We start from the raw sequence: 22,385 nt of genomic DNA on the forward strand, positions 1-22,385 counted from the left end.
TCACCCACCGGGGGCCGGTCCGGGGCCGGAACCGGGTTCGTGAGCACGCGCGGGCCGGTGACCCCGGAGCCGTCGCGGCTAATGTTGATGGGATGAGCAGCATGCAACGGCCCAGGACGCTCGCGGAGGCACTCCGTGCCCGGGGGGACGACGCCCTGCGGGAGCTCCTGCGGGCGCGCCCCGACCTGCTCAACCCGGTGCCGAACGACCTGACGCAGCTGGCGACCCGGGCCGGCACCCGGGCCTCCGTCGTACGGGCCCTGGAGCGGCTGGACCGGTTCACGTTGCAGACCGCGGAGGCCCTGGCCGTCGCGCCCGACGGCTGCGACTACGAAACCCTGCGCGGGCTGATGCGGGGCCACGAGGCCGTGGACGCCACCCTGCCCGGGGCCGTGGAGACCCTGCGTGCGCTGGCACTGGCCTGGGGCGACGAGGACACGCTGCGGCTGGTCCGTACCGCCCGTGACCTGCTCGCGCCCATCGCCGGGGCGCCCTCGCCCACCGGCCTGGGGCCGACGACGGCGGAGGCCACGGCCGGCGTGCCCCATGCCGCGGTGCAGAGCCGGATGTCGCCGGGCCGGCTCCAGCAGATCCTGGCGAACGCGGGGCTGGAGCCGACCCACGACCCGGTGAGCGCGGTGGCGTCGCTGACGGAGCTGTTCGCGGACCGGCCCCGGATGGCGGCGCTGCTCGCCGGGGCCCCGGAGGCGGCCACCGGCGTCCTGGACCGGCTCGCCTGGGGGCCGCCGTTCGGCGAGGTCACCGATGTGACGGCGACGCAGGCGCACATCCGCTGGCTGCTGGACCGGGCGCTGCTGCTGCCCTGGGGGCCGAGGAACGTGGTGCTGCCGCGCGAGGTGGCCCTGTATCTGCGCGACGGCCGGGCCCACCGCTCACCGGAGCCGGTGCCGCCCGGGGTCGAGCCCACCGCGCACGATCCACAGGCTGTGGACGGCACCGCCGCCGGCCAGGCCTTCGCCGCCGTGCGGACCGTCGAGGAGCTGCTCAAGCACCTGGAGCTCAACCGGGCGCCGGTGCTGCGCGCCGGAGGTCTGAGCGTGCGCGAACTGAAGCGCACGGCGACGGTCCTCGACGTTCCCGAGAACCTCGCCGCCTTCTGGCTGGAACTCAGCTACGCGGCCGGGCTGCTGGCCTCCGACGGTGAGCTCGACGAGGCGTACGCGCCCACCCCGGCCTACGACGACTGGCTGAGGCTGTCCGCGCAGGACCGCTGGACGGTGCTGGCCACGGCCTGGCTGACGGCCACCCGCACCGCCGGACTGGTCGGCGGCCGCGACGCCAAGGGCCGGGCGCTCAGCGCCCTCGGCCCGGAACTGGACCGCTCACTCGCCCCCGAGGTGCGGCGCCGGCTCCTGGAGCTGCTCGCCGGGCTGCCGCCGGGCGCCTCCGCCACGCCCGACGCACTGCTGGCGCGGCTGCGCTGGGAGCGGCCGCTGCGCGGCAACCCGGGACCGGACACCCTGCGAGCGGACCTGGTGCGCTGGACGGTGGCCGAGGCGGAGCTGCTGGGGCTGACCGGCCGGGGCGCGCTGGCCGCGCATGCCCGCGAGCTGCTGGCGGGCGCCGACGCCGCGGCGGCCCTGGCCCCGCTGCTGCCCCGGCCCCTGGACCACATACTGCTCCAGGCCGACCTGACCGCGATCGCCCCCGGCCCGCTCCAGCCGCACCTCGCCGAGACGCTGAACGTACTGGCCGACATCGAGTCCAAGGGCGGCGCGACGGTCTACCGCTTCACGCCCGGCTCGGTGCGCCGCGCCCTGGACGCCGGCCGGACCGCCGCCGAACTGCACGCCTTCCTGGCCGCGCACTCCCGCACGCCCGTCCCGCAGCCGCTGACCTACCTCGTCGACGACGTCGCCCGCCGGCACGGCCGGCTCCGGGTCGGCGCGGCCTCGGCGTATGTACGGTGCGACGACGACACCCTGCTCAGCGAGCTGCTGGCGGACCGCCGGGCGGCCGGTCTGGGCCTGCGACGGCTGGCGCCGACCGTGCTGGCCGCCCAGAGCGACCCGTCGGCCCTGCTGGAGCGGCTGCGGGCGATGGGGTTCGCCCCGGCCGCCGAGTCAGCCGACGGCGATGTCCTGATCACCCGCGCCGACGCGCACCGCACCCCGTCCCGCTCGGCGCCGGTCCCGGTCGCCGACGGGCCGCCGGTCCCCGACGGCACGCTGCTCGGCGCGGCCGTCAAGGCGATCCGGGCCGGCGACCGGGCCTCGACCGCCGTACGCAGGGACACCGTCCCGGCGCCGGGTGGCGGCCGCGGCGGCGCGGCCGGGGGGCTGCCGCGCAGCGCCGCCGCCGAGACCCTGGCCACCATGCAGGCGGCGGTGCTCACCGGCGAGTCGGTGTGGATCGGTTACGTCAACGCGGACGGTGCCGCCAGCCAGCGGGTGATCGGCCCGGTGCGGGTCGAGGGCGGCTTTGTGACCGCGTACGACCACACCAGCGACGAGGTCCGCACCTTCGCCCTGCACCGCATCACGGGCGTCGCGGAGCTGGCCGACGACCCCGCCTGAACGCGGCGATCCGACCGCCCAGGCCCGTGCCGGCGCCCGTACCGGCAGCGGCCGGCGCGGGCTTGGGGGTCTTCGCGGGCCGCACCGGCTTCGCCGTCGTCGTCGGCTTGCGGGTCCTGACGGCCCGCGAAGACTCCTCCTCGGCCCTGCGCGCCGCCGGGGCCGGCCTGCGCCGGTGCACCGCCCGGCCGAGCCGCCGGCCCAGCAGCAGATAGCCCAGCAGGGCGCCGGAGGTGTTGAGGATGACGTCGTCGATGTCGAAGGCCCGGCCCGGTACGACCGCGCCCTGGACCAGCTCGACCAGCACCATCACCGTGGCCGTGGCCAGCACCACCCGCAGCGCCCCGCGGGCCTTGGGCGCGATCACCGGCAGCAGCAGCCCGAAGGGCACCCCGAGCGCCAGGTTCCCGCCGACCTGGCGGACGGCGCCGGCCGCCGTGTAGCGCTCGAAGTACTGGCGCAGCGAAGCGCCGGGCCGCAGGTTGGAATGCGCGATGCCCACGGAGGCGTTGGACGGTTCGAGGGTGGCCTTGGCGAGCAGCGCCGCGAAGATCACCATCAGTACGAAGCCCACCGCCATGGCCAGCCACCTGACCAGTGCGGCCGCGAAGGAGCGCCTGGGTTCCGCGGGGGCGGGGGTGTCCTTCTCCCGCTGGTTCCGCGTGAACGGCCGGAAAGTCCTGCGGCTGTCTCCGCTCTCCGTGCCGGCTCTGCTGTCTGTGCTGTCTGTGCTGGCTCTGCGTGCCACTGGGTCCCCCCACGGGATCGGCTGACGGGCGACGGCCTTCGAGCGCCTACCCACTGCCGTCGCCCGTACGCACTCCGCGCCCGGACGGCGATGGTGGACACTGGAAGCTTGCCCCGACCACCAACCGGAAAGGCGGCGGCGTTGAACAACGGCCAAGGGCCTCTCATCGTCCAGAGCGACAAAACGCTCCTCCTGGAGGTCGACCACCCCGACGCGGACGCGTGCCGCCGGGTCATCGCGCCCTTCGCGGAGCTGGAGCGGGCCCCCGAGCACATCCACACCTACCGGGTCACCCCGCTCGGCCTGTGGAACGCCCGCGCCGCGGGCCACGACGCCGAGCAGGTCATCGACGCGCTGGTCTCGCACTCCCGCTACCCGGTGCCGCACGCCCTGCTGGTCGACATCGCCGAGACGATGTCCCGCTACGGCCGGCTCACCATCGCCAAGCACCCGGTGCACGGGCTGGTGCTGACCACGACCGACCGCCCGGTCCTGGAGGAGATCCTCCGCTCCAAGAAGATCATTCCGCTGGTCGGCACCCGCCTCGACCAGGACACCGTCGCCGTCCACCCCTCCGAGCGCGGCCAGATCAAGCAGGTCCTGCTCAAGCTCGGCTGGCCCGCCGAGGACCTGGCCGGTTACGTCGACGGGGAGGCCCACCCGATCGAGCTGGCCGAGGACGGCTGGTCGCTGCGCCCCTATCAGAAGCAGGCCGTCGAGGGCTTCTGGCACGGGGGCTCCGGCGTGGTCGTGCTGCCCTGCGGCGCCGGCAAGACGCTGGTCGGGGCGGGCGCGATGGCCACCGCCAAGGCGACCACCCTGATCCTGGTCACCAACACCGTCTCCGCCCGCCAGTGGAAGCACGAGCTGGTCAAGCGGACCTCCCTCACCGAGGAGGAGATCGGCGAGTACAGCGGTACGAGGAAGGAGATCCGCCCGGTCACCATCGCCACGTACCAGGTGCTCACCACCAAGCGGAAGGGCGTCTACTCCCACCTGGAGCTGTTCGACTCCCGCGACTGGGGGCTGATCGTGTACGACGAGGTCCACCTCCTGCCCGCACCGGTCTTCAAGTTCACCGCCGACCTGCAGGCCCGCCGGCGGCTCGGCCTGACCGCGACCCTGGTCCGCGAGGACGGCCGCGAGTCGGACGTCTTCTCGCTCATCGGGCCCAAGCGCTTCGACGCGCCCTGGAAGGAGATCGAGGCGCAGGGTTACATCGCGCCGGCCGACTGTGTCGAGGTCCGGGTCAATCTCACCGACTCCGAGCGGCTGGCCTACGCCACCGCCGAGACGGAGGAGAAGTACCGCTTCTGCGCGACGACGGCGAGCAAGCGGAGGGTGACCGAGGCCCTGGTCGCCAAGCACATGGGCGAGCAGACGCTGGTCATCGGCCAGTACATCGACCAGCTCGACGAGCTGGGCGAGCATCTGAACGCGCCGGTCATCAAGGGCGAGACCTCCAACGCCCAGCGCGAGAAGCTCTTCGAGGCCTTCCGGCAGGGCGAGATCTCCGTCCTGGTGGTCTCCAAGGTGGCCAACTTCTCGATCGACCTGCCCGAGGCGACCGTGGCCATCCAGGTCTCCGGCACGTTCGGCTCCCGGCAGGAGGAGGCGCAGCGGCTCGGCCGCGTCCTGCGTCCCAAGGCCGACGGCCACGAGGCGCGCTTCTACTCGGTCGTCGCCCGCGACACCGTCGACCAGGACTTCGCCGCCCACCGGCAGCGCTTCCTGGCGGAACAGGGCTACGCCTACCGGATCGTCGACGCGGACGACATCTGACCACTCCGGGATATCCCGGGACACCCCGGGACACCCCGGGCCGGGCCGGACGGTTCGCGGCGCCCGGCCCGGGGGACAACAACGCGCATGCGCGAGGAACCACACACGATGACGGACGGCCCGGACGACGCGGACGGGCCTGACGGGCCGGACGGGCCTGACGGGCCGGACATGCCTGGGGATGACACCTTCGCCGCCCTGGCCACGGAGGCCCACCGCCCCGAACTGGCCGAGGTCGACCGGCAGTCCACGGTGGAGATCGCCCGCCTGATGAACGCCGGGGACGCCACCGTCCCGGCCGCCGTCGCGGCGGCGCTGCCCGCCATCGCGGCCGCCGTCGACGCGATCGCCGAACGGATGGCCCGTGGCGGCAGGCTGATCTACGCGGGCGCCGGCACCGCCGGCCGGCTCGGGGTCCTGGACGCCAGCGAGTGCCCGCCCACCTTCAACACCGCCCCCGAGCAGGTGGTCGGGCTGATCGCGGGCGGGCCCGCCGCGCTGGTCACCTCCGTCGAGGGTGCCGAGGACAGCAAGGCGCTGGCGGCGGCCGAGCTGGACGAGCTGGAACTGACCGCCCAGGACACCGTCGTGGGCGTCGCCGCCTCCGGCCGTACGCCCTACGCCGTCGGCGCCGTGGAGCACGCCCGCGCCCTCGGCGCCCTGACCGTCGGGCTGTCCTGCAACGCGGGTTCCCCGCTCGCCGCCGCCGCCGAGCACGGCATCGAGGTCGTCGTGGGGCCCGAATTCCTCACCGGCTCCACCCGGTTGAAGGCCGGCACCGCGCAGAAGCTGGTCCTCAACATGATCTCGACCATCACCATGATCCGGCTCGGCAAGACCTACGGGAACCTGATGGTCGACGTCCGCGCCTCCAACCGGAAGCTACGGGCCCGGGCCCGGCGCATCGTCGCCCTCGCGACCGGGGCGGACGCCGCCGGGACGGAGGCCGCGCTCAGCGCGACCGGCGGCGAGGTCAAGGCGGCGATCCTGGTGATCCTGGCCGGAGTCGACGGGCCCACCGCCACCCGTCTCCTGACCGGCGCGCACGGCGACCTGCGTGCGGCGCTGGCCGCCGTGGGCAGTTGACCGGGGCCCCGGGTCCGGGCGGGCGGGCGGGCGGCGGTCGGTTCAGTCCGCGTCGCCGGGCGGTACGACCCATCGGACCGGCTGGTCGGTGACTGCTGCGATCGTGTCGAAGTCGCCGTCGTAGTGAAGGACCGTGACGCCGTACCGCTCCGCGGTGGCGGCGATCAGGCCGCGCTCCAGCAGGGGGAGCAGGACCGCTCTCACCTCCGGGTGCCTGCCCCGCGCCCAGACGCTGTTGTCGACCGGGTACTTCGTCACCGCCACGCGCTCGCCGCCACTTCTGGATCGGCAAGGTCCGCCAAGGCACCCTCGTCCAGCATTTCCATGAAGCGGCGCCGCTCGGCGGCGGCGACGAACTCCTCCAGGGCGCCGTTGACCGTCGCACGCTTGCCGCTGGTGCCCAGTATGTCGGCAGCCTCCTGAACAAGTGCGTCATCGAGGTCGATCATGGTCCGCGACATCCGACAACCTCCATGCATAAAGTTGGCGCACTTTCATATGCCGGCGTACGGCGATATCAGGCATACGTTATTCGGCGAGGGCCGCCGGCAGCGGCGCCGAGTGGACGACCGCCAGCCCGGAGACGGCCCGGGTGAGTGCCACGTAGAGCCGCCGCAGGCCGGTACGTTCGTCGGGCTCGCCGTCGACCACGGCGGCGGGCTCGTCCAGGACGACGTAGTCGTACTCCAGGCCCTTGGCCAGGGTGGCCGGGACGAGGGTGAGCCGGGCCTGCGCGGTGGTCTCGTCGCCCGGGGCCAGGTGGCCGAGCCCCGCGTCGGCCAGGGCCGCGGCCAGCACGGGGACGCGGGCGTCGGCGGTGATGAGGCCGACGGAGCCCTCGTGGTCCAGCGCCTCGCGGCAGGCGGCGACGACGGCTTCGGCCAGGCCGTCGGCAGGGACCGGGCGTACCGAGAAGTCGCCGGGGCTGTCCCGGACCGAGGTCGCCTCGGTCAGGCCGGGGGCGATGGCGGGCAGCAGCCGGGAGGCGTAGGCGATGACCGAGCGCGGTACGCGGAAGCCCCGGGTCAGCTCCTCGACCGGGGCGCCGGACTTGCCGAGGTGGGCGAGGGCCTCCTCCCAGGTGGCGGTGGCCCACGGGGTGGTGCCCTGCGCGATGTCGCCCAGGACGGTGGCCGAGCCGGTGGAGCAGCGGCGGCCGACCGCCCGGTACTGCATCGGGGACAGGTCCTGGGCCTCGTCGAGCACGACATGGCCCAGCGAGTGGGTGCGCTGCACCAGGTCCGCGGCCTCGTCGACCAGGACCGCGTCGGCGGCGGAGAAACGCGCGGAGGCCGGGCCGCGGGCCGGCCTGGTCCACAGGATCTCCTTCTGCTCCTCCTCGGTGAGGAGGCCGTCGGCGCACTCCGCGAGGAACCCGGGGTCGGAGAGCAGCCGCATGACCGTCTTCGCCGGGTCGACGGCCGGCCAGGCCCGTTTCACGGCCGCCTTCACGGCGGCGTTGCGGGCCACCGCGTCCTGGACCCGGTCGTCGGGCGCCTCGCCGGACTGCTCCATCCGTACCAGCACGGAGTGTGCGATCCGCTGCGGCAGCGCCTCGCGGGCGGCGCCGTAGCGGATGTCACGTTCCATCAGCTCCCGCACCAACTCCTCGACCTCGTAGGCCGGGACGCGCCAGCGCCGCGAACCGCGGACCACCACGACCGGCTCGACGGGCATCGTGATCCCGGAGCGGACGGCCCTGCGCAGCACCTCCGCCATACGGGCGTCGCCCTTGATACGGCCCGCGGCGGCGGTGTCGGTGCCCCGGACCGGGACATGGGCGACCAGGTCGTCGACGGTGGCCTGCTTGATGCCGATCTCGCCGAGGGCGGGCAGGACCTGCTCGATGTACTGGAGGAAGCTCGCGTTGGGGCCGATGACCAGCGTGCCGGTGCGCGCCAGCCGCTCGCGGTGGGCGAAGAGCAGGTACGCCACCCGGTGCAGGCCCACCGCCGTCTTGCCGGTGCCGGGGGCGCCCTGGACGCAGACCGTGCCGCCGATCCCGGCCCGCACGATCTCGTCCTGCTCGGGCTGGATCGTCGCCACGATGTCGCGCATCGGGCCGACGCGCGGCCGCTCGATCTCCGCCTGGAGCAGCGCGCTGGTGGCCGGGGCCTCCTCCGCCGGATCGGTGAGGTGCTCGTCCTCGTACGCGCTCAGCTCGCCGCCGGTGTAGCCGAAGCGGCGGCGCAGCGCGACCTCCTGCGGGTCGGTGCGCGAGGCCCGGTAGAAGGGCTGCGAGACGGGGGCCCGCCAGTCGACGACCATCGGGTCGCCCCCGGCGTCGTGGACATGCCGGCGGCCGATGTAGAAGCGGGTCATACCGGCCTCGTGGCGCAGATAGTCCAGGCGGCCGAAGAACAGCGGGGTGTGGGACAGGTCGGCCAGCGCCTTGATGCGCAGCCCGATCTGGTGGTGCAGGATCTCGGCGGTGACCCAGCTGGCGGCCACGTCCCGGATGTCGAGTGCCTCGACGTCCTCACGCATCGCACGCAGTGCGGAACGGGACGCGGCGAGATGTGCGCGCTCGCGCTCAAGGGGGTTCTCGGGATGCACGAACTGCCTCCGACGGCGCGTAGGGCATGGCTCAGCGGACCCCTGGGGCGGGGTGGCGCTGTCCTGATACGGGCGGGATGGCCGACCGGTTTCCGAACGGTCGACGGCGCTTCCGGCACGGCTGGGCGGAAGGCGGCAAGACGCAGGATCCTACGCGGCTCCCCGGGCACGGGTCGAATTCTTATCGGCGGGCGGGCGGACGGGCGGATGACGGCACCGGGAGCGGAGACAATGGCGGTATGCCACACGACGCACCCGGGGGCACCCTCGAAGCCGCCCTGCACACCGCACGCGCCCTGATCCTGGCCGACCTCGCGGCGGCCGGCGTGGCCGACGCCGAGGTGGTCTCGCTGGTCGAGGAGGCGGTGGCCCAGCGCCGCTGGTGGGTCGGGCAGTGGCCGGAGGGCGCCGGGTTCGTCGCCGGGCTGATAGCCCAGGACGTGCAGGACGCCCTGCTGGAGCGTTACGGCCGCTGGCCGCTGTGCCCCCGCTGCGAGGAGGCCGACCCGCACGCCCTGGCCGTCGAACCCGAACTGGGGCCGGACCCGCACTGGGTCTGCGAGGCCGCCGGGGTGGCCGTCGCCCCCCTGGGCTCCCTGCGGGGAGCGCTGTAGCCGTGGCCGTCTACATAGACCCGCCGACCTGGCCCGGCCACGGGCGCATGTGGTCGCACCTGGTCAGCGATGTGTCGTACGAGGAACTGCACGCCTTCGCCGCCCGCATCGGCGCGCCCCGCCGGGGTTTCGAGCGCGATCACTACGACATCCCGAGCGAGCTCTACGACGCCGCCGTCGCGGAGGGCGCGGCCGAGGTCGGCAGCAAGGAGCTGCTGCGCAGGCTCACCGGAGCGGGCCTGCGGCGCCCGAAGCACCGAGCGGCCCCGGGCCGCCCCGGCAGCGCCTAGCCGCGGCGCGGCGCCGCGCAGACTCACCGACGTTCATGGCCGATGAGGCGGCGCGACAGGCCGGTGGGTGGCGCAGACAACGGCGGTCGCGCGGACCCCGCCGCCGAGCAGCCCGGTCAACGCTCGCCCCAAGCCGCGCCGCGCCGGCTCACCGAGGTTCATGGGCGATGACACCCCGGTTCAAGGCGGCGCGGCAGGCCGGTGGGCGGCGCAGACGAAGGCGGTCGCGCGGGCCCGCGGCGCGCGGACACGCCACCGAGCGGTCCCGCAGCGCCGAGTAGCCCGACCAACGCTCGCCCCAAGCCGCGCCGCGCCGGAGCGGGCCCGCAGCGCCCGACGCACCGAACGGCCCCGGGCCGCGCTCAGCCGCTCAGCGGGCCCGCGGTGCGCCGACGCACCGCCGGGCGGCCCGGTCAGCGCTCGCCCCGAGCCGCGCCGCGCCGGCTCACCGGGGCGGGTCTGCGGCGCCCGACGCACCGCTGAGCAGCTCCGCCTCGGTGGCGATGTTGTGGCGGGCGACGCGCTCCCAGCGCTCGTACGCCACCGGGGTACGGAAGAGCCGGGGCAGGGCGAGCAGCTGGCGCAGGACGTCGGCGCGGCCCGCGCGGAAGAGCTCGTCGGGTACGAAGCCGTACTCCTCGCGGACGGCCGCCGCGTAGGCCGCGTACTCGGCCGGGGCCCCGGCCAGGACCGCGAGGTCGGCGTCGCACAGGACCTCGCCGTTGTGGTCGCCGGCCGCCGGGTCGTGGGTGACGGTCAGCCGGACCAGGCGGGCGGCCTCCGCGGTGACCGCCGCCGGCACCCCGGCCTCGGGAAGGGCCCGTTCGGCCAGGCGGGCGCTGCGCTCCTCGTTCTCGTCGCGGTCGGGGCGGTAGACGGCGTCGTGGAACCAGGCGGCGAGCCGCACGGCGTCCGGGTCGTCGGCGTACCCGGCCAGCTCGTCGATCCGGTCCAGGACCGCGACCAGGTGCTCGGTGGTGTGGTAGCGGCGCTGCGGTTCCGCCCAGCGGGCGAGCAGGTCCCGGCCGTACGGGGCGGGGTCGACGTCCGTCGTCCGTACCCGGCGCAGCAGCTCGGACCAACGGGTTTCAGGGGTGGCAGCCATGCGGTCATTGTGACAGGGTGACTACATGTCTAGACCAATTTTCGAAGTGATCGCTCTCGGCGCGGACGACGCCGTCGCGGCGGCGGCGGGCGGGGCCGACCGCCTGGAGCTGGTCACCGACATGGCGGCCGACGGTCTCACCCCCGCCCGGCGGACCTTCGCCGCCGTACGGGCGGCCGTCCGGATCCCGGTCCGCGTGATGCTCCGCGCCGACGCGGGTTTCACCGCCGGCGGCCCCCGCGAGCTGGACGCGCTGTGCGTCGCCGCCGCCGGGCTCCGCTCCGAGGGCGCCGAGGAGTTCGTGTTCGGCTTCCTCGGCGCGGACGGCGGCCCCGACCTCCCCGCCGTCCGGACGCTGGTCGACGCCATCGGCCCCGGCGCCCGCTGGACCTTCCACCGTGCCGTCGACCACAGCGCCGACCGGGCCGCCCTCAGGTCCGCGCTGCACGGCCTTCCCGGCCTGGACACCTACCTCACGGCGGGCTCGGCGGCGGGCGTCGACGCGGGCCTGCCGGTGCTGCTGGCCGAGGTCGGCCGGTACGCCGCCGAACCGCAGCTCATGGTCGGCGGCGGCCTGCGCACCGACCACCTTCCGGCGCTGCTGGCGGGCGGCCTGTCCGCCTTCCACGTCGGGGGCGCCGTCCGCCCGGCCGGCTGGTCCGGCCCGGTCGACCCGGCCTCGGTCCGCGCCTGGCGCGACCTCCTGGACGCCCCGGTGGCCGTCCACTGACCGGTGTCCTCAAGCGCCGGCGGCCCGCGCCGTCAGCTCAGGGCGCGAAACGCCTGGGGGGTGAAGGGGACGATGTCGTCGGTGCGGCCGGCGAGGACCTTGGCGGCCCAGGCGGGGTCACCGAGCAGGGCCCGGCCCACCGCGACGAGGTCGAACTCGTCGCGCTCCAGGCGGTCGATCAGCCTTTCGATGTCCGCGACCCCGGGCGCCTCGCCGGAGAAGCCGCGGATGAAGTCGTTGTCCAGCCCGACCGAGCCGACGGTGATCGCCGGCCTGCCGGTCAGCTTCTTCGCCCAGCCCGCCAGATTCAGGTCCGAGCCCTCGAACTCGGGCAGCCAGTAACGCCGGGTGGAGGCGTGGAACGCGTCCGCGCCGGCCTCGGCCAGCGGGGCGAGGACCGCCTCGAACTCCTCCGGGGTGTGGGCGATCCGGGCGTCGTAGTTCTCGGCCTTCCACTGCGAGAGCCGGAAGATCACCGGGAACTCCGGTGACACGGCGGCCCGCACGGCGGCCGTGATCTCGGCGGCGAAGCGGGTACGGGAGGCGGTGTCGCCGCCGTAGCCGTCGGCGCGGCGGTTCGTGCCGGACCACAGGAACTGGTCGATCAGATAGCCGTGGGCGCCGTGCAGTTCGACCCCGTCGAAACCGATCCGCTCGGCCGCGGCGGCCGCCTCCGCGAAGCCGCGCACCACGTCGTCCAGGTCGGACAGGGTCATCGCCCGGCCCGCGCTCTCCGTGCCGTCCAGCGCGATCCCGGACGGGCCGACCGGCGGGGCGTCCACGACCGGCGGGGAGCCGGCCTTGCGGGCCATCCCGACGTGCCACAGCTGCGGCACGATCCTGCCGCCCGCCGTGTGGACGGCCTCGGCGACCCGGGCCCATCCGGCGAGCGCGTCCTCGCCGTGGAAGCGGGGCACCCGGTCGCTCTGCCCGGCCGACGGGTGGTCTATGTACGTGCCCTCGGTGATGATCAGGCCGACCTCGCCGGCCGCCCGGCGGGCGTAGTACGCCGCGACGTCCTCGCCGGGCACACCACCCGGGGAGAACTCGCGGGTCATCGGCGCCATCACTGTCCGGTTCCGTACGGTCAGCCCGTTCAGGGCGAACGGGCGGGACAGCGTCTCGGTGATACGGGTCGACACGGCGGGGTCTCCTCGGTCGGGGCAGGCAGGGGCGTATGCGGGCGGGGTGGCCCGACCTGGTCAACCTCCGCCGCAGGAACGGAAATTCCGGGAACGCCCGAGGGCGGCACCCCCGCGCTGGGGATGCCGCCCTCGGTCAGGCACTGCCGATCCGCGAACGGATCAGAAGTCCATGTCACCGCCCGGCATGCCGCCGCCGGCCGGGGCCGCACCGGCCTTCTCGGGCTTGTCGGCGATGACGGCCTCGGTGGTGAGGAAGAGCGCGGCGATGGAGGCCGCGTTCTGCAGCGCGGAGCGCGTGACCTTCGCCGGGTCGATGATGCCCTCGGCGATCATGTCGACGTACTCGCCGGTCGCGGCGTTGAGGCCGTGACCCACCGTCAGGTTGCGCACCTTCTCCACGACGACGCCGCCTTCGAGGCCGGCGTTGACCGCGATCTGCTTCAGCGGGGCCTCAAGGGCGATGCGCACGGCATTGGCACCGGTCGCCTCGTCACCCTCCAGCTCCAGCTTCTCGAAGACCGAGGACGCCTGGATGAGAGCGACGCCACCACCGGCGACGATGCCCTCCTCGACGGCGGCCTTGGCGTTGCGCACCGCGTCCTCGATGCGGTGCTTGCGCTCCTTGAGCTCGACCTCGGTGGCGGCACCGGCCTTGATGACGGCCACGCCGCCGGCCAGCTTCGCCAGACGCTCCTGGAGCTTCTCGCGGTCGTAGTCGCTGTCCGAGTTCTCGATCTCGGCGCGGATCTGGTTGACACGGCCCGCGACCTGGTCGCTGTCGCCGCCGCCGTCCACGATCGTGGTCTCGTCCTTGGTGATGACGACCTTGCGGGCGGTGCCGAGCAGGTCGACGCCGGCGTTCTCCAGCTTGAGGCCGACCTCCTCGGAGACGACGGTGCCACCGGTGAGGATGGCGATGTCGCCGAGCATGGCCTTGCGGCGGTCACCGAAGCCCGGGGCCTTGACGGCGACGGACTTGAAGGTGCCACGGATCTTGTTGACGACGAGGGTGGACAGCGCCTCGCCCTCCACGTCCTCCGCGATGATCAGCAGCGGCTTGCCCGACTGCATGACCTTCTCCAGCAGCGGGAGCAGGTCCTTCACCGAGGAGATCTTGGAGTTGACGATCAGGATGTACGGGTCGTCGAAGGACGCCTCCATACGCTCCAGGTCGGTCGCGAAGTACGCGGAGATGTAGCCCTTGTCGAAGCGCATGCCCTCGGTGAGCTCAAGCTCCAGACCGAAGGTCTGCGACTCCTCGACGGTGATGACGCCTTCCTTGCCGACCTTGTCCATGGCCTCGGCGATGAGCTCGCCGATCTGGGGGTCGGCGGCGGAGATGGAGGCCGTCGAAGCGATCTGCTCCTTGGTCTCCACGTCCTTGGCCTGCTCCAGCAGGGCACCGGAGACGGCCTCGACGGCCTTCTCGATACCGCGCTTGAGGGCCATCGGGTTGGCACCCGCGGCTACGTTGCGCAGGCCCTCGCGGACCAGCGCCTGGGCCAGGACGGTCGCGGTCGTCGTACCGTCACCGGCGACGTCGTCGGTCTTCTTCGCGACTTCCTTGACCAGCTCGGCGCCGATCTTCTCGTACGGGTCCTCGAGCTCGATCTCCTTGGCGATGGAAACACCATCGTTGGTGATCGTGGGGGCGCCCCACTTCTTCTCGAGGACGACGTTACGGCCCTTGGGGCCGAGGGTGACCTTGACGGCGTCTGCGAGCTGGTTCATCCCGCGCTCGAGACCGCGCCGTGCCTCCTCGTTGAACGCGATGATCTTGGCCATGTGAAGTGGTCCTCCCGGACGGGGTGGATTGCTCCGGACCGCGCTGGCGCCCGCGACGGACGGCCTGCCGACCACCGGCCTCTTGCCGGCACTCGGACGGGCCTCGCCGACCCGGTCCTTCTGTTGTTCTGGGTAGCACTCTCACCATCAGAGTGCTAACGCTAATGATTAGCACTCGACCCCCGAGAGTGCAAGCGACCGCGGCCGAGCCTGTGGACCCACGGGCGCACTCATCACACCCCGGGCGCACGCACGAGGGCCCGCACCCCGGACGGGATGCGGGCCCTCGTACTGAGCGTGAGCGTTGAGCGTGTCTGGTGGCCGATGCCGCGCCGGTCTAGACGGCGAGCCGGACCATGTCCGCCTGCGGCCCCTTCTGACCCTGCGAGATCTCGAACTCGACCCGCTGGCCTTCTTCGAGGGTGCGGTAGCCGTCCATCTGAATCGCGCTGTAGTGCACGAAGACGTCCGCACCACCGTCGACCGCGATGAAGCCGTACCCCTTCTCCGCGTTGAACCACTTGACGGTGCCCTGAGCCATTCCTAACTCCCCTATTACTGGCCCTTCGCAGATCCGCACCTCGCGAACCCGGGTCAGACCTCACCCCCTACAGCCCAGGGGGCGTGCGCCGGAACGCGTCGACCGCCGCTGAATGTATCTGCCCGGATGCCCTCTGCAACAGGTCAATCGGACGAGAATTCTGGGCACAACAGAACGACAAAAAGGGGGAATTGAAACATAATCCGGGGCAACTCGGACCGGACATAACTGACCAACACGACATTCAACGCGTGAATTTGGCGATAAATCGCCGCTCGCGGAAAGGAATTGTCAGGGTCTCTGCGGCCACTGTACCGCCATTCAACTACCGCTCAGCACACAGGTGCCCCGCCCTCACCACCGAGGACGGGGCACCTGTGCGCACCTTCTGAGCGGGCTCAGCGCGGGCTCAGCGCGGGCTCAGCGCGGGCTCAGCGCGGGCTCAGCGCGGGCTCAGCGCGGGCTCAGCGCCCGGCTCAGCAGCCGCCGGCGACCGCCGGGATGATCGAGACGCTCGCGCCGTCCGCCACGGACGTCTGCAGCCCCTCGGAGAAACGGACGTCGTCGTCGTTGACGTACACGTTGACGAAGCGGCGCAGCTTGCCCGTGTCGTCGAGCACCCGCGCGGAGATGCCCGGGTGGTTCGCCTCCAGGGACGCGATGACCTCGGCCAGCGTCGTGCCCTCGGCGGGCACCTCGGACTGTCCGCCGGTGTAGGTGCGAAGGATGGTCGGGATGCGGACGGAAGCGCTCATGATTCGGGATTCACCTTCAGTCGGGCAGACGGGAGTCGGGGTCAGCCGGACAGGCCGGCGGCACGGAACGCGTCGAGGCTGGGCTTGATCGTGGCCGTCGGCCCGGTGGTGTCGGCCACGGCGTCCAGGGTCTTCAGGCCATCGCCGGTGTTGAGGACGACCGTCTCCTCGGCCGGGTCGAGCAGGCCGCTGTCGATCAGCTTCTTCAGGACACCGACCGTCACCCCGCCCGCCGTCTCGGCGAAGATGCCCTCGGTACGGGCCAGCAGCTTGATCGCGGCCACGCACTCCTCGTCGGTGACGTCCTCCACCGCGCCGCCGGTGCGGCGCGCGATGTCCAGGACGTACGGGCCGTCGGCCGGGTTGCCGATCGCCAGCGACTTGGCGATCGTCTTCGGCTTCTGCGGGCGTACGACGTCGTGGCCGGCCTTGAAGGCGGTGGAGACCGGCGAGCAGCCCTCGGCCTGGGCGCCGTAGATCCGGTAGGGCCTGTCCGCCACCAGGCCGAGCTTGATCAGCTCCTGGAGACCCTTGTCGATCTTGGTGAGCTGCGAGCCCGAGGCGATCGGGATGACGATGTTGTCCGGCAGCCGCCAGCCGAGCTGCTCGCAGATCTCGTACGCCAGGGTCTTGGAGCCCTCGCCGTAGTAGGGGCGCAGATTGACGTTGACGAAGCCCCAGCCCTCGCCGATCGGGTCGCCGATCAGCTCGCTGCAGAAGCGGTTGACGTCGTCGTAGTTGCCCTCGATGCCGACCAGTTGGCCGCCGTAGACCGCGGCCATCACGACCTTGCCGGCCTCCAGGTCGTGCGGGATGAACACGCAGGAGCGGAAGCCGGCGCGGGCGGCGGCGGCACCGACGGCGCCGGCCAGGTTGCCGGTGGAGGAGCAGGACAAGGTGGTGAGGCCGAAGGTGCGGGCGGCCTCCAGGGCGATGGCGACGACCCGGTCCTTGAACGAGTGGGTCGGGTTGCCGGAGTCGTCCTTGATGTGCAGGCCGCCGGTGATGCCCAGCTCGCGGGCGAGGTTGTCGGCCTTGACGAGCTTGGTGAAGCCGGGGTTCAGGTTCGGCTTGGTGGTCACGTCGGCCGGGACCGGGAGCAGCGGCGCGTAGCGCCAGATGTTGTCCGGGCCGGCCTCGATCTGCTTGCGCAGCCGCTCCGGGTCACCGGTGGGGAGGTCGTAGGCCACTTCGAGCGGCCCGAAACACTCCTGGCAGGCGAAGATCGGCGTCAGCGGGAAGCGCGTGCCGCATTCGCGGCAGGACAGCGCGACAGCGGGGCCGAAAGCGGCGGAAACAGAGGTGTGATCTGCGGAAATGGTCTGCGCAGCCATGGAGGCGAGGCCCTTTCTCCTCATCTTCCCCGCGGCGCATTTCGCCGCGAGACGGAATTGGCACCTTCCCCACCTGGACCTCGCGGTCGGCGGGAGGGTTGCCGGGGCTTCAACGGGCCGTTCCCTCTGCCCCTCTGGATGAGCGGTATGGCGGTGACGCACTGGCACAGGGCCACCGCATTTGTCGTCCGAAGACGTAACAAGCCCAGATCATCGTGGACATACGATGGTCATGTCTCGTGTTCAAGACTGTAACCGACGACCCCGAACCTGGTCATAGGCAGTCCGTCCATCGAGACAGATGCGACAGACCGCCCTGCCGGAGGGGGGACAACTCCGACAGAACGGAGCCGCACGTGCTTGACGAGGTAGCCGACTGGCTGGAGCGCCGGTCGTGGTCCGCGGACCGCAGGCCGCTCTCGACCCTGCTCGCCGCGAAACGGTCGGCGGGCCCGAGCGGGACGGTGAGCGTGGTGCTGCCCGCGCTCAACGAGGAGTCCACGGTCGGGACGATCGTGGAGACCATCCGCCGTGAGCTGATGAGTGACGCCGTACCGCTCGTCGACGAGCTGGTGGTGATGGACTCCGGTTCGACGGACCGTACCGCCGCCGTCGCCGAGGCCGCCGGCGCGACCGTCGTGCACCGCGACGCGGTGCTGCCCCGGCTGCCGGCCCTGCCCGGCAAGGGCGAGGTGCTGTGGCGGTCCCTGCTCGCCACCAGCGGGGAGATCGTCGCCTTCGTCGACGCCGACCTGCGGGACTTCGACGCGCGCTTCGTGTCCGGGATCATCGGCCCGCTGCTGACCGACCCCGGCGTGCAGCTGGTCAAGGCCATGTACGACCGCCCCCTCGAAACGGGCGGCACCGTCGTCCCGGCGGGCGGCGGCCGGGTCACCGAGCTCGTCGCCCGGCCCCTGCTCAACCTGCACTGGCCGCAGCTGGCCGGCTTCGTCCAGCCGCTGGGCGGCGAGTACGCGGCCCGGCGCTCGCTGCTGGAGCAGCTGCCGTTCCCGGTGGGCTACGGCGTCGAGCTCGGCATGCTCATCGACTCCCTCAACACGGTGGGCCTGGACGCCCTCGCCCAGGTCGACGTCGGTGTCCGCCACCACCGTCACCAGGACGGGCAGGCGCTCGGCCGGATGGCCGCGACGATCTATCGCACGGCGCAGCTCAGGCTCGCCCGGGGCCACCTCGTACGGCCCGTCCTGACCCAGTTCGACCGCGCCGAGGGCGGCTTCACGCCCCGCGTCCACGACGTCGCGACGGAGGAGCGGCCCCCGATGCTCACGGTCCCCGAATACGCGGCGCGCAGAGCGGCGTAGCCGCGAGGGCGGGGCGGCGCTCGACGTTTGGGTTCGGGCCGGCGCGGCTAGGCTGGTCAGCATGGTCGCCAAGCACTCCGCCCGAGTACTGGTCGCGTCCAACCGCGGCCCCGTTTCGTACGCCCTCCGCAAGGAGGACGGCTCGCTGACCGCCAAGCGCGGCGGCGGGGGGCTGGTGTCGGGGCTGAGCGCGATCGGGCCCGACGCGGACGCCGTGTGGGTGTGTGCCGCCCTGGGCGACGGGGACCGGACGGCGGTCGCGCGGGCGCAGGGCGGACGGCTGGACCCGGCGGACAGCGGCGGCCAGCAGGTACGGATGCTCGACATCGAGCCCCGGACCTTCGCCGCCGCCTACAACGGCATCGCGAACTCCGTGCTCTGGTTCGTCCACCACCTCCTGTTCCAGACTCCGCTGGAGCCGGTCTTCGACGAGGACTTCCGAGGTGACTGGGCGGCCTACCAGGCCTACAACACCGCCTTCGCCGACGGGCTCGCGGAGGAGGCCGCCCAGGGCGCCTCGGTGCTGGTGCAGGACTACCACCTGGCCCTGGTGCCCAAGCTGCTGCGGGCCCGCCGGCCCGATCTGCGCGTGGGGCACTTCTCGCACACGCCCTGGGCCCCGCCGGACTACTTCCGGCTGCTGCCCGACGACGTGGCCGCCGAGGTGCTGACCGGCATCCTCGGCTCGGACCGCGCCGCCTTCCTGACCAGGCGCTGGGCGAACGCCTTCGCGGACTGCTGCGCCACCGTGCTCGGCGCCTCCGTGATCCGCGACGAGGGCGCCCTGACGGTGACGTACCAGGGCCGCACCACCCGGATCGGCGTGCACGGCCTCGGTGCCGACGCCGACTTCCTGCGTGAGCGCTCCCACCGGGCGGATGTCGAGGAGCGGCTGGCCGGGCTGCGTGAGGCCGTGGGCGGCCCGGACCGCAAGGTCATCGTCCGGGTGGACCGCACCGAGCTGTCGAAGAACATCGTGCGCGGGCTGCTCGCCTACGGTCAGCTGCTGCGCGACCACCCCGAGTGGCAGGGCCGCGTCGTGCACATCGCGTTCGCGTACCCCTCGCGGCAGGATCTGCCGGTGTACGTCGAGTACACCGACGACGTACGCCAGGTCGCCGAGGAGATCAACGAGGAGTTCGGCACCCCCGGGTGGGAGCCGGTCATGCTGCACGTCAAGGACGACTTCGCCCGCTCCCTGGCCGCCTACCGGCTCGCCGACGTGGCCCTGGTCAACCCCATCCGCGACGGCATGAACCTGGTCGCCAAGGAGGTGCCCGTCGTCTCCGACGAGGGCGTCGCCCTGGTGCTGTCGCGCGAGGCGGGGGCGTACGAGGAGCTGGGCGAGGACTCCTTCGTCATCAACCCGTACGACCTGCGGGCGACCGCGCAGGCCCTGCACGACGCGCTGAGCCTGCCGGTGCACGAGCGGGCCGAGCGCAGCAAGCGGCTGGCCGCCGCCGCCACCGCGCTGCCGCCGCAGCAGTGGTTCCTGGACCAGCTGGCGGCCCTGGGCTGACGGCCCGGATCGCGGTGGCACCGCCGGTGGCCGGTGCGTCGCGTGGCCGCATGGCTGCTGAGAAGCTCTCGATCTCGTTCGACCCCGAAACGGTCGGTCGCGCACGCCGCGCGGCGGAGCACGAAGGGCTCTCGCTGTCCACCTGGACAGACCGTGCGGCACGCAGAGAGGCCGACCTCGCCGAGGGACGGGCAGCGCTGGCGGAGCAGTTCGCCGCGTTCGGGGAGCCCGAGGACGAGGCCCGCGCATGGGTCAGGGCCCGGCCGGCCGAGACGGGCACGGGGCTCCCGGCGTCCGCCGACGACGCCGCGAGGCGGCAGGACGCCCTGACCGCGCTCGACGCCCTGTCGACGGAGGGCACGGAAGGGGCCGGGCGAAAATGACGATCCTTCATCCGCGCCGGGCGCTCCTTGACGCAGGCGCCCTGCGGGAAGCCGAACAGAGCCCCGGAGGCCGGGTCCGGGCCCTTGGCGAAGCCGAACTCGCCGAGGGCCGGCGGCCGCTGCTCCCCGACGTCGTCCTGGCCCGGATGTGGCGCGGCGAGGGCGGGAAGCAGGCGGGCCTGGCCCGTGTGGTCAAGATCTGCGAGCCGGTCGCCCTCGATACGCGGACGGCCCGCCGGGGGGGTGTCCTCCTCGGCCTGTCGGCGACGTCGGATGTGGTCGACGCCGCTGTCGTCCTGAGCGCCGTGGCTGTCGGCGCCACGGTCTGGACATCGGACCCCGGCGACATGCGGCACCTGGCCGACGCCATGAAGGCCCCACTGGAGATCGTCGCCGTCTGACCCGGATGCCGCCCGCGCTCCGGCTGGGACTACTGACGGGACCCCGCGCGCGACGGCCCGCCGGATTCCGGTGGGCCGTCGCCGCCGGCGCTGACCCCCAGCCGCAGCCGGCCCGTCAGGGTTTTGGCGGCGACGTACGCCTCCACCTCCGGGCGCTCCGCGCCGGAGGGCAGCGGGTCCAGGCCGACCAGGAGTGCCACCGGTCCGCCGGAGTCGACGAAGGAGGTCCACTTCGGCCCGACCGGGATGCCGATGCCCTGCACGGAGACCCGTTCCGGGCCCAGGACGGTGACGCGGTCGCTGATGTCGGGCAGCCGGGCGCCTGGTTCGGCGAGGCCCAGGGCGGCGGCGAGCCCTTCACCCCGGCCGTCGGGCGGGACGAGCAGCAGGAAGGCCACCGGCCCGAAGGCGGTGTCGTCCAGCCAGGACCAGGCGGCCGTCCCGGGAGCGGTCCCGGGAGCGGTCTCGGGGGCCGTCACCGCACCACCGCCTTCACTGCCGAGAGTGGAGTTTCCGATGTCATGGCCTCAACGCTCCCCCGGGATGGCTAGCCTGACCAGGTACGACCTGAATACGCGTCAGATGGGCCCGCTGACTCAGGCCCTGTGTACGCGATGTGCGACGGGGAGGTGGGCCCGTGCCGGACAGCAGGGGTGGCGGCGAGGGTTCGGCGAGCATGCGGGTGTTCGGCACGGTGCTGCGCGCGATGCGGGAGCACGCGGGGGTCTCGGCGGAGGAAGTGGCCGCGCACGCCGGGTACTCCAGATCGCTGGTCGCCAAGATCGAGCGTGGGGAGCGCATGCCGCCGCCGGACTTCGTCGACCGGGCCGCCACGCTGCTGGGCGCGGCGGACGTGCTGGCGCGGGCCGCCCGGCATCTGGAGCGGGGTGACTTCCCGTCCTGGTTCGAGGAGTACGCGGAGCTGGAGGCGAAGGCCGTCAGCCTGTACAAGTACGACTCGCTGGTGATCAACGGCCTGTTGCAGACCGAGGAGTACGCCCGGGTGGTGCTCGGCATCCGCTGCCCGGTGCTGGACAGCGGGGAGATCGAGCGCCGCGTCCAGGCCCGGCTGGCCCGGCAGACGGTGCTGACCAGGTTCCCAGCCACCCAGGCCGCGTTCGTCATCGAGGAGTGGGTGCTGCGCCGGCCGGTCGGCGGACGGGCTGTGCACACCTGCCAGTTGGAACATCTGCTGGCGGTCGGCCGGGAGCGCAACGTCACGGTCCAGGTGATGCCGACCGCGTACGAACACGCCGGGTTCGACGGCCCGATGACGCTCCTGGAGACCCCGGAACGGCGCCTGCTCGCCTATCTGGAGGTCCAGGGGCGGAGCATGCTCATCGACGTTCGCGACGAGGTCAGCGAACTGCACATGCGCTATAGCATGATCCGGTCGCAGGCCCTCACCCCGGGGGATTCCGCGAGGTTGATCGAGCAGATTGCGGGAGAGACATGACCTCCGAACTCGCATGGTTCAAGAGCAGCTACAGCGGCAGCGAGGGCGGCGACTGCCTCGAAGTCGCCCTCGTATGGCACAAGTCCAGCCACAGCGGCAGCGAAGGCGGCGAATGCGTCGAGGTCGCCACCTGCCCCGACGCCGTCCATGTGCGGGACTCCAAGGACCCGCGGGGGCCGGTGCTGGCCTTCGGGACGGCCGCCTGGTCCGCGTTCACCGCCTACGCGGCGGGCCACCGGAAGTGAACGCGGGCCCCGGCGGGATCTCTCCCGCCGGGGCCGCGTGACCGTACGCGT

23 protein-coding genes and 1 riboswitch are annotated in these 22,385 nt (G+C 72.8%); of the genes, 12 read left to right on the top strand and 11 right to left on the bottom strand.

The window, feature by feature from the left end:
- Positions 1 to 92: 92 nt before the first annotated feature.
- On the top strand, positions 93 to 2,537 hold the full coding sequence (locus RWE79_RS17190) for a helicase C-terminal domain-containing protein (protein WP_475940955.1): 2,445 nt from the start codon (positions 93 to 95) through the stop codon (positions 2,535 to 2,537).
- On the opposite strand, the gene RWE79_RS17195 is transcribed toward RWE79_RS17190, so the two are convergent.
- The gene (locus RWE79_RS17195; RefSeq protein ID WP_475940956.1) at positions 2,500 to 3,117 is read right to left on the bottom strand and encodes a VanZ family protein; all 618 of its coding nucleotides are present in this window, start codon (positions 3,115 to 3,117) and stop codon (positions 2,500 to 2,502) included. The genes RWE79_RS17190 and RWE79_RS17195 overlap by 38 nt on opposite strands.
- A gap of 276 nt (positions 3,118 to 3,393) precedes the next feature.
- Between RWE79_RS17195 and RWE79_RS17200 the strand changes: the two genes are divergently transcribed.
- Positions 3,394 to 5,067, top strand: a complete 1,674-nt coding sequence (locus RWE79_RS17200; RefSeq protein ID WP_475940957.1) for a DNA repair helicase XPB — start codon at positions 3,394 to 3,396, stop codon at positions 5,065 to 5,067.
- Between the two features lie 171 nt (positions 5,068 to 5,238).
- Complete coding sequence (gene murQ / locus RWE79_RS17205; RefSeq protein ID WP_475940958.1) at positions 5,239 to 6,153, top strand: N-acetylmuramic acid 6-phosphate etherase; 915 nt, start codon at positions 5,239 to 5,241, stop codon at positions 6,151 to 6,153.
- A gap of 42 nt (positions 6,154 to 6,195) precedes the next feature.
- Here murQ and RWE79_RS17210 read toward each other — a convergent pair whose 3' ends face one another.
- From RWE79_RS17210 to RWE79_RS17220, 3 genes are all read right to left on the bottom strand, one after another.
- Positions 6,196 to 6,411, bottom strand: a complete 216-nt coding sequence (locus tag RWE79_RS17210) for a PIN domain-containing protein (RefSeq protein ID WP_475940959.1) — start codon at positions 6,409 to 6,411, stop codon at positions 6,196 to 6,198.
- Entirely contained in the window at positions 6,408 to 6,602 is a 195-nt protein-coding gene (locus tag RWE79_RS17215; protein WP_475940960.1) for a type II toxin-antitoxin system VapB family antitoxin, read from the bottom strand. The genes RWE79_RS17210 and RWE79_RS17215 overlap by 4 nt, the downstream gene beginning before the upstream one ends.
- 79 nt (positions 6,603 to 6,681) lie before the next feature.
- Positions 6,682 to 8,709, bottom strand: a complete 2,028-nt coding sequence (locus RWE79_RS17220) for a HelD family protein (protein ID WP_475940961.1) — start codon at positions 8,707 to 8,709, stop codon at positions 6,682 to 6,684.
- 239 nt (positions 8,710 to 8,948) lie between these two features.
- Between RWE79_RS17220 and RWE79_RS17225 the strand changes: the two genes are divergently transcribed.
- Both RWE79_RS17225 and RWE79_RS17230 read left to right on the top strand, forming a co-directional pair.
- The gene (locus RWE79_RS17225; RefSeq protein ID WP_475940962.1) at positions 8,949 to 9,323 is read left to right on the top strand and encodes a hypothetical protein; all 375 of its coding nucleotides are present in this window, start codon (positions 8,949 to 8,951) and stop codon (positions 9,321 to 9,323) included.
- 2 nt (positions 9,324 to 9,325) lie between these two features.
- Positions 9,326 to 9,613, top strand: a complete 288-nt coding sequence (locus RWE79_RS17230) for a DUF4031 domain-containing protein (RefSeq protein ID WP_475940963.1) — start codon at positions 9,326 to 9,328, stop codon at positions 9,611 to 9,613.
- A 445-nt stretch (positions 9,614 to 10,058) separates the two neighbouring features.
- Here RWE79_RS17230 and RWE79_RS17235 read toward each other — a convergent pair whose 3' ends face one another.
- The gene (locus RWE79_RS17235; RefSeq protein WP_475940964.1) at positions 10,059 to 10,718 is read right to left on the bottom strand and encodes an HD domain-containing protein; all 660 of its coding nucleotides are present in this window, start codon (positions 10,716 to 10,718) and stop codon (positions 10,059 to 10,061) included.
- Positions 10,719 to 10,743: 25 nt separating this feature from the next.
- On the opposite strand from RWE79_RS17235, the gene RWE79_RS17240 reads away from it, so the two are divergent.
- Positions 10,744 to 11,448: a copper homeostasis protein CutC gene (locus tag RWE79_RS17240; protein ID WP_475940965.1), complete on the top strand. Its 705-nt coding sequence runs from the start codon at positions 10,744 to 10,746 to the stop codon at positions 11,446 to 11,448.
- Positions 11,449 to 11,480: 32 nt separating this feature from the next.
- Here RWE79_RS17240 and RWE79_RS17245 read toward each other — a convergent pair whose 3' ends face one another.
- From RWE79_RS17245 to thrC, 5 genes are all read right to left on the bottom strand, one after another.
- Positions 11,481 to 12,590: an NADH:flavin oxidoreductase gene (locus RWE79_RS17245; RefSeq protein WP_475940966.1), complete on the bottom strand. Its 1,110-nt coding sequence runs from the start codon at positions 12,588 to 12,590 to the stop codon at positions 11,481 to 11,483.
- A gap of 162 nt (positions 12,591 to 12,752) precedes the next feature.
- On the bottom strand, positions 12,753 to 14,378 hold the full coding sequence (gene groL, locus RWE79_RS17250; RefSeq protein ID WP_475940967.1) for a chaperonin GroEL: 1,626 nt from the start codon (positions 14,376 to 14,378) through the stop codon (positions 12,753 to 12,755).
- Between the two features lie 337 nt (positions 14,379 to 14,715).
- Positions 14,716 to 14,919 carry a cold-shock protein gene (locus RWE79_RS17255; RefSeq protein ID WP_037910665.1) on the bottom strand — a complete coding sequence of 68 codons (204 nt, stop codon included), beginning with the start codon at positions 14,917 to 14,919 and terminating at the stop codon, positions 14,716 to 14,718.
- Positions 14,920 to 15,395: 476 nt separating this feature from the next.
- Positions 15,396 to 15,674 (bottom strand): ubiquitin-like small modifier protein 1, encoded by a 279-nt coding sequence (locus RWE79_RS17260; RefSeq protein ID WP_475940968.1) that lies wholly within the window; start codon positions 15,672 to 15,674, stop codon positions 15,396 to 15,398.
- Positions 15,675 to 15,715: 41 nt separating this feature from the next.
- Positions 15,716 to 17,008, bottom strand: a complete 1,293-nt coding sequence (gene thrC, locus RWE79_RS17265; protein WP_475940969.1) for a threonine synthase — start codon at positions 17,006 to 17,008, stop codon at positions 15,716 to 15,718.
- 17 nt (positions 17,009 to 17,025) lie between these two features.
- Positions 17,026 to 17,153, bottom strand: a riboswitch (SAM riboswitch).
- Between the two features lie 211 nt (positions 17,154 to 17,364).
- Here thrC and RWE79_RS17270 point away from each other — a divergent pair.
- The 4 genes from RWE79_RS17270 to RWE79_RS17285 all read left to right on the top strand — a co-directional run bounded on the left by RWE79_RS17270 (position 17,365) and on the right by RWE79_RS17285 (position 20,633).
- Entirely contained in the window at positions 17,365 to 18,330 is a 966-nt protein-coding gene (locus tag RWE79_RS17270) for a glucosyl-3-phosphoglycerate synthase (protein WP_475940970.1), read from the top strand.
- A 61-nt stretch (positions 18,331 to 18,391) separates the two neighbouring features.
- Positions 18,392 to 19,849 (top strand): alpha,alpha-trehalose-phosphate synthase (UDP-forming), encoded by a 1,458-nt coding sequence (locus tag RWE79_RS17275; protein ID WP_475940971.1) that lies wholly within the window; start codon positions 18,392 to 18,394, stop codon positions 19,847 to 19,849.
- Positions 19,850 to 19,899: 50 nt separating this feature from the next.
- Positions 19,900 to 20,232 carry a hypothetical protein gene (locus tag RWE79_RS17280; protein ID WP_475940972.1) on the top strand — a complete coding sequence of 111 codons (333 nt, stop codon included), beginning with the start codon at positions 19,900 to 19,902 and terminating at the stop codon, positions 20,230 to 20,232.
- The gene (locus RWE79_RS17285; protein ID WP_475940973.1) at positions 20,229 to 20,633 is read left to right on the top strand and encodes a hypothetical protein; all 405 of its coding nucleotides are present in this window, start codon (positions 20,229 to 20,231) and stop codon (positions 20,631 to 20,633) included. The genes RWE79_RS17280 and RWE79_RS17285 overlap by 4 nt, the downstream gene beginning before the upstream one ends.
- Before the next feature lie 29 nt (positions 20,634 to 20,662).
- Here RWE79_RS17285 and RWE79_RS17290 read toward each other — a convergent pair whose 3' ends face one another.
- Positions 20,663 to 21,112 (bottom strand): hypothetical protein, encoded by a 450-nt coding sequence (locus tag RWE79_RS17290; protein ID WP_475940974.1) that lies wholly within the window; start codon positions 21,110 to 21,112, stop codon positions 20,663 to 20,665.
- 158 nt (positions 21,113 to 21,270) lie between these two features.
- Here RWE79_RS17290 and RWE79_RS17295 point away from each other — a divergent pair, with 158 nt between their 5' ends.
- Entirely contained in the window at positions 21,271 to 22,089 is an 819-nt protein-coding gene (locus RWE79_RS17295) for a helix-turn-helix domain-containing protein (RefSeq protein ID WP_475940975.1), read from the top strand.
- Entirely contained in the window at positions 22,086 to 22,334 is a 249-nt protein-coding gene (locus tag RWE79_RS17300; RefSeq protein ID WP_475940976.1) for a DUF397 domain-containing protein, read from the top strand. Before RWE79_RS17295 ends, RWE79_RS17300 begins: the two co-directional genes overlap by 4 nt.
- Positions 22,335 to 22,385 lie beyond the last annotated feature (51 nt).

This window comes from Streptomyces sp. RLA131, assembly GCF_056270125.1.

Excerpts from the sequence above, each read along its gene's own strand:
- RWE79_RS17235 (WP_475940964.1), bottom strand. The coding sequence starts at position 10,718 with ATGGCTGCCACCCCTGAAACCCGTTGGTCCGAGCTGCTGCGCCGGGTA.
- RWE79_RS17300 (WP_475940976.1), top strand. The coding sequence starts at position 22,086 with ATGACCTCCGAACTCGCATGGTTCAAGAGCAGCTACAGCGGCAGCGAG.
- RWE79_RS17260 (WP_475940968.1), bottom strand. The coding sequence starts at position 15,674 with ATGAGCGCTTCCGTCCGCATCCCGACCATCCTTCGCACCTACACCGGC.
- RWE79_RS17285 (WP_475940973.1), top strand. The coding sequence starts at position 20,229 with ATGACGATCCTTCATCCGCGCCGGGCGCTCCTTGACGCAGGCGCCCTG.
- RWE79_RS17225 (WP_475940962.1), top strand. The coding sequence starts at position 8,949 with ATGCCACACGACGCACCCGGGGGCACCCTCGAAGCCGCCCTGCACACC.
- RWE79_RS17240 (WP_475940965.1), top strand. The coding sequence starts at position 10,744 with ATGTCTAGACCAATTTTCGAAGTGATCGCTCTCGGCGCGGACGACGCC.
- RWE79_RS17255 (WP_037910665.1), bottom strand. The coding sequence starts at position 14,919 with ATGGCTCAGGGCACCGTCAAGTGGTTCAACGCGGAGAAGGGGTACGGC.
- RWE79_RS17280 (WP_475940972.1), top strand. The coding sequence starts at position 19,900 with ATGGCTGCTGAGAAGCTCTCGATCTCGTTCGACCCCGAAACGGTCGGT.
- RWE79_RS17195 (WP_475940956.1), bottom strand. The coding sequence starts at position 3,117 with ATGGCGGTGGGCTTCGTACTGATGGTGATCTTCGCGGCGCTGCTCGCC.
- RWE79_RS17190 (WP_475940955.1), top strand. The coding sequence starts at position 93 with ATGAGCAGCATGCAACGGCCCAGGACGCTCGCGGAGGCACTCCGTGCC.
- RWE79_RS17215 (WP_475940960.1), bottom strand. The coding sequence starts at position 6,602 with ATGATCGACCTCGATGACGCACTTGTTCAGGAGGCTGCCGACATACTG.
- groL (WP_475940967.1), bottom strand. The coding sequence starts at position 14,378 with ATGGCCAAGATCATCGCGTTCAACGAGGAGGCACGGCGCGGTCTCGAG.
- RWE79_RS17275 (WP_475940971.1), top strand. The coding sequence starts at position 18,392 with ATGGTCGCCAAGCACTCCGCCCGAGTACTGGTCGCGTCCAACCGCGGC.
- murQ (WP_475940958.1), top strand. The coding sequence starts at position 5,239 with ATGCCTGGGGATGACACCTTCGCCGCCCTGGCCACGGAGGCCCACCGC.
- thrC (WP_475940969.1), bottom strand. The coding sequence starts at position 17,008 with ATGGCTGCGCAGACCATTTCCGCAGATCACACCTCTGTTTCCGCCGCT.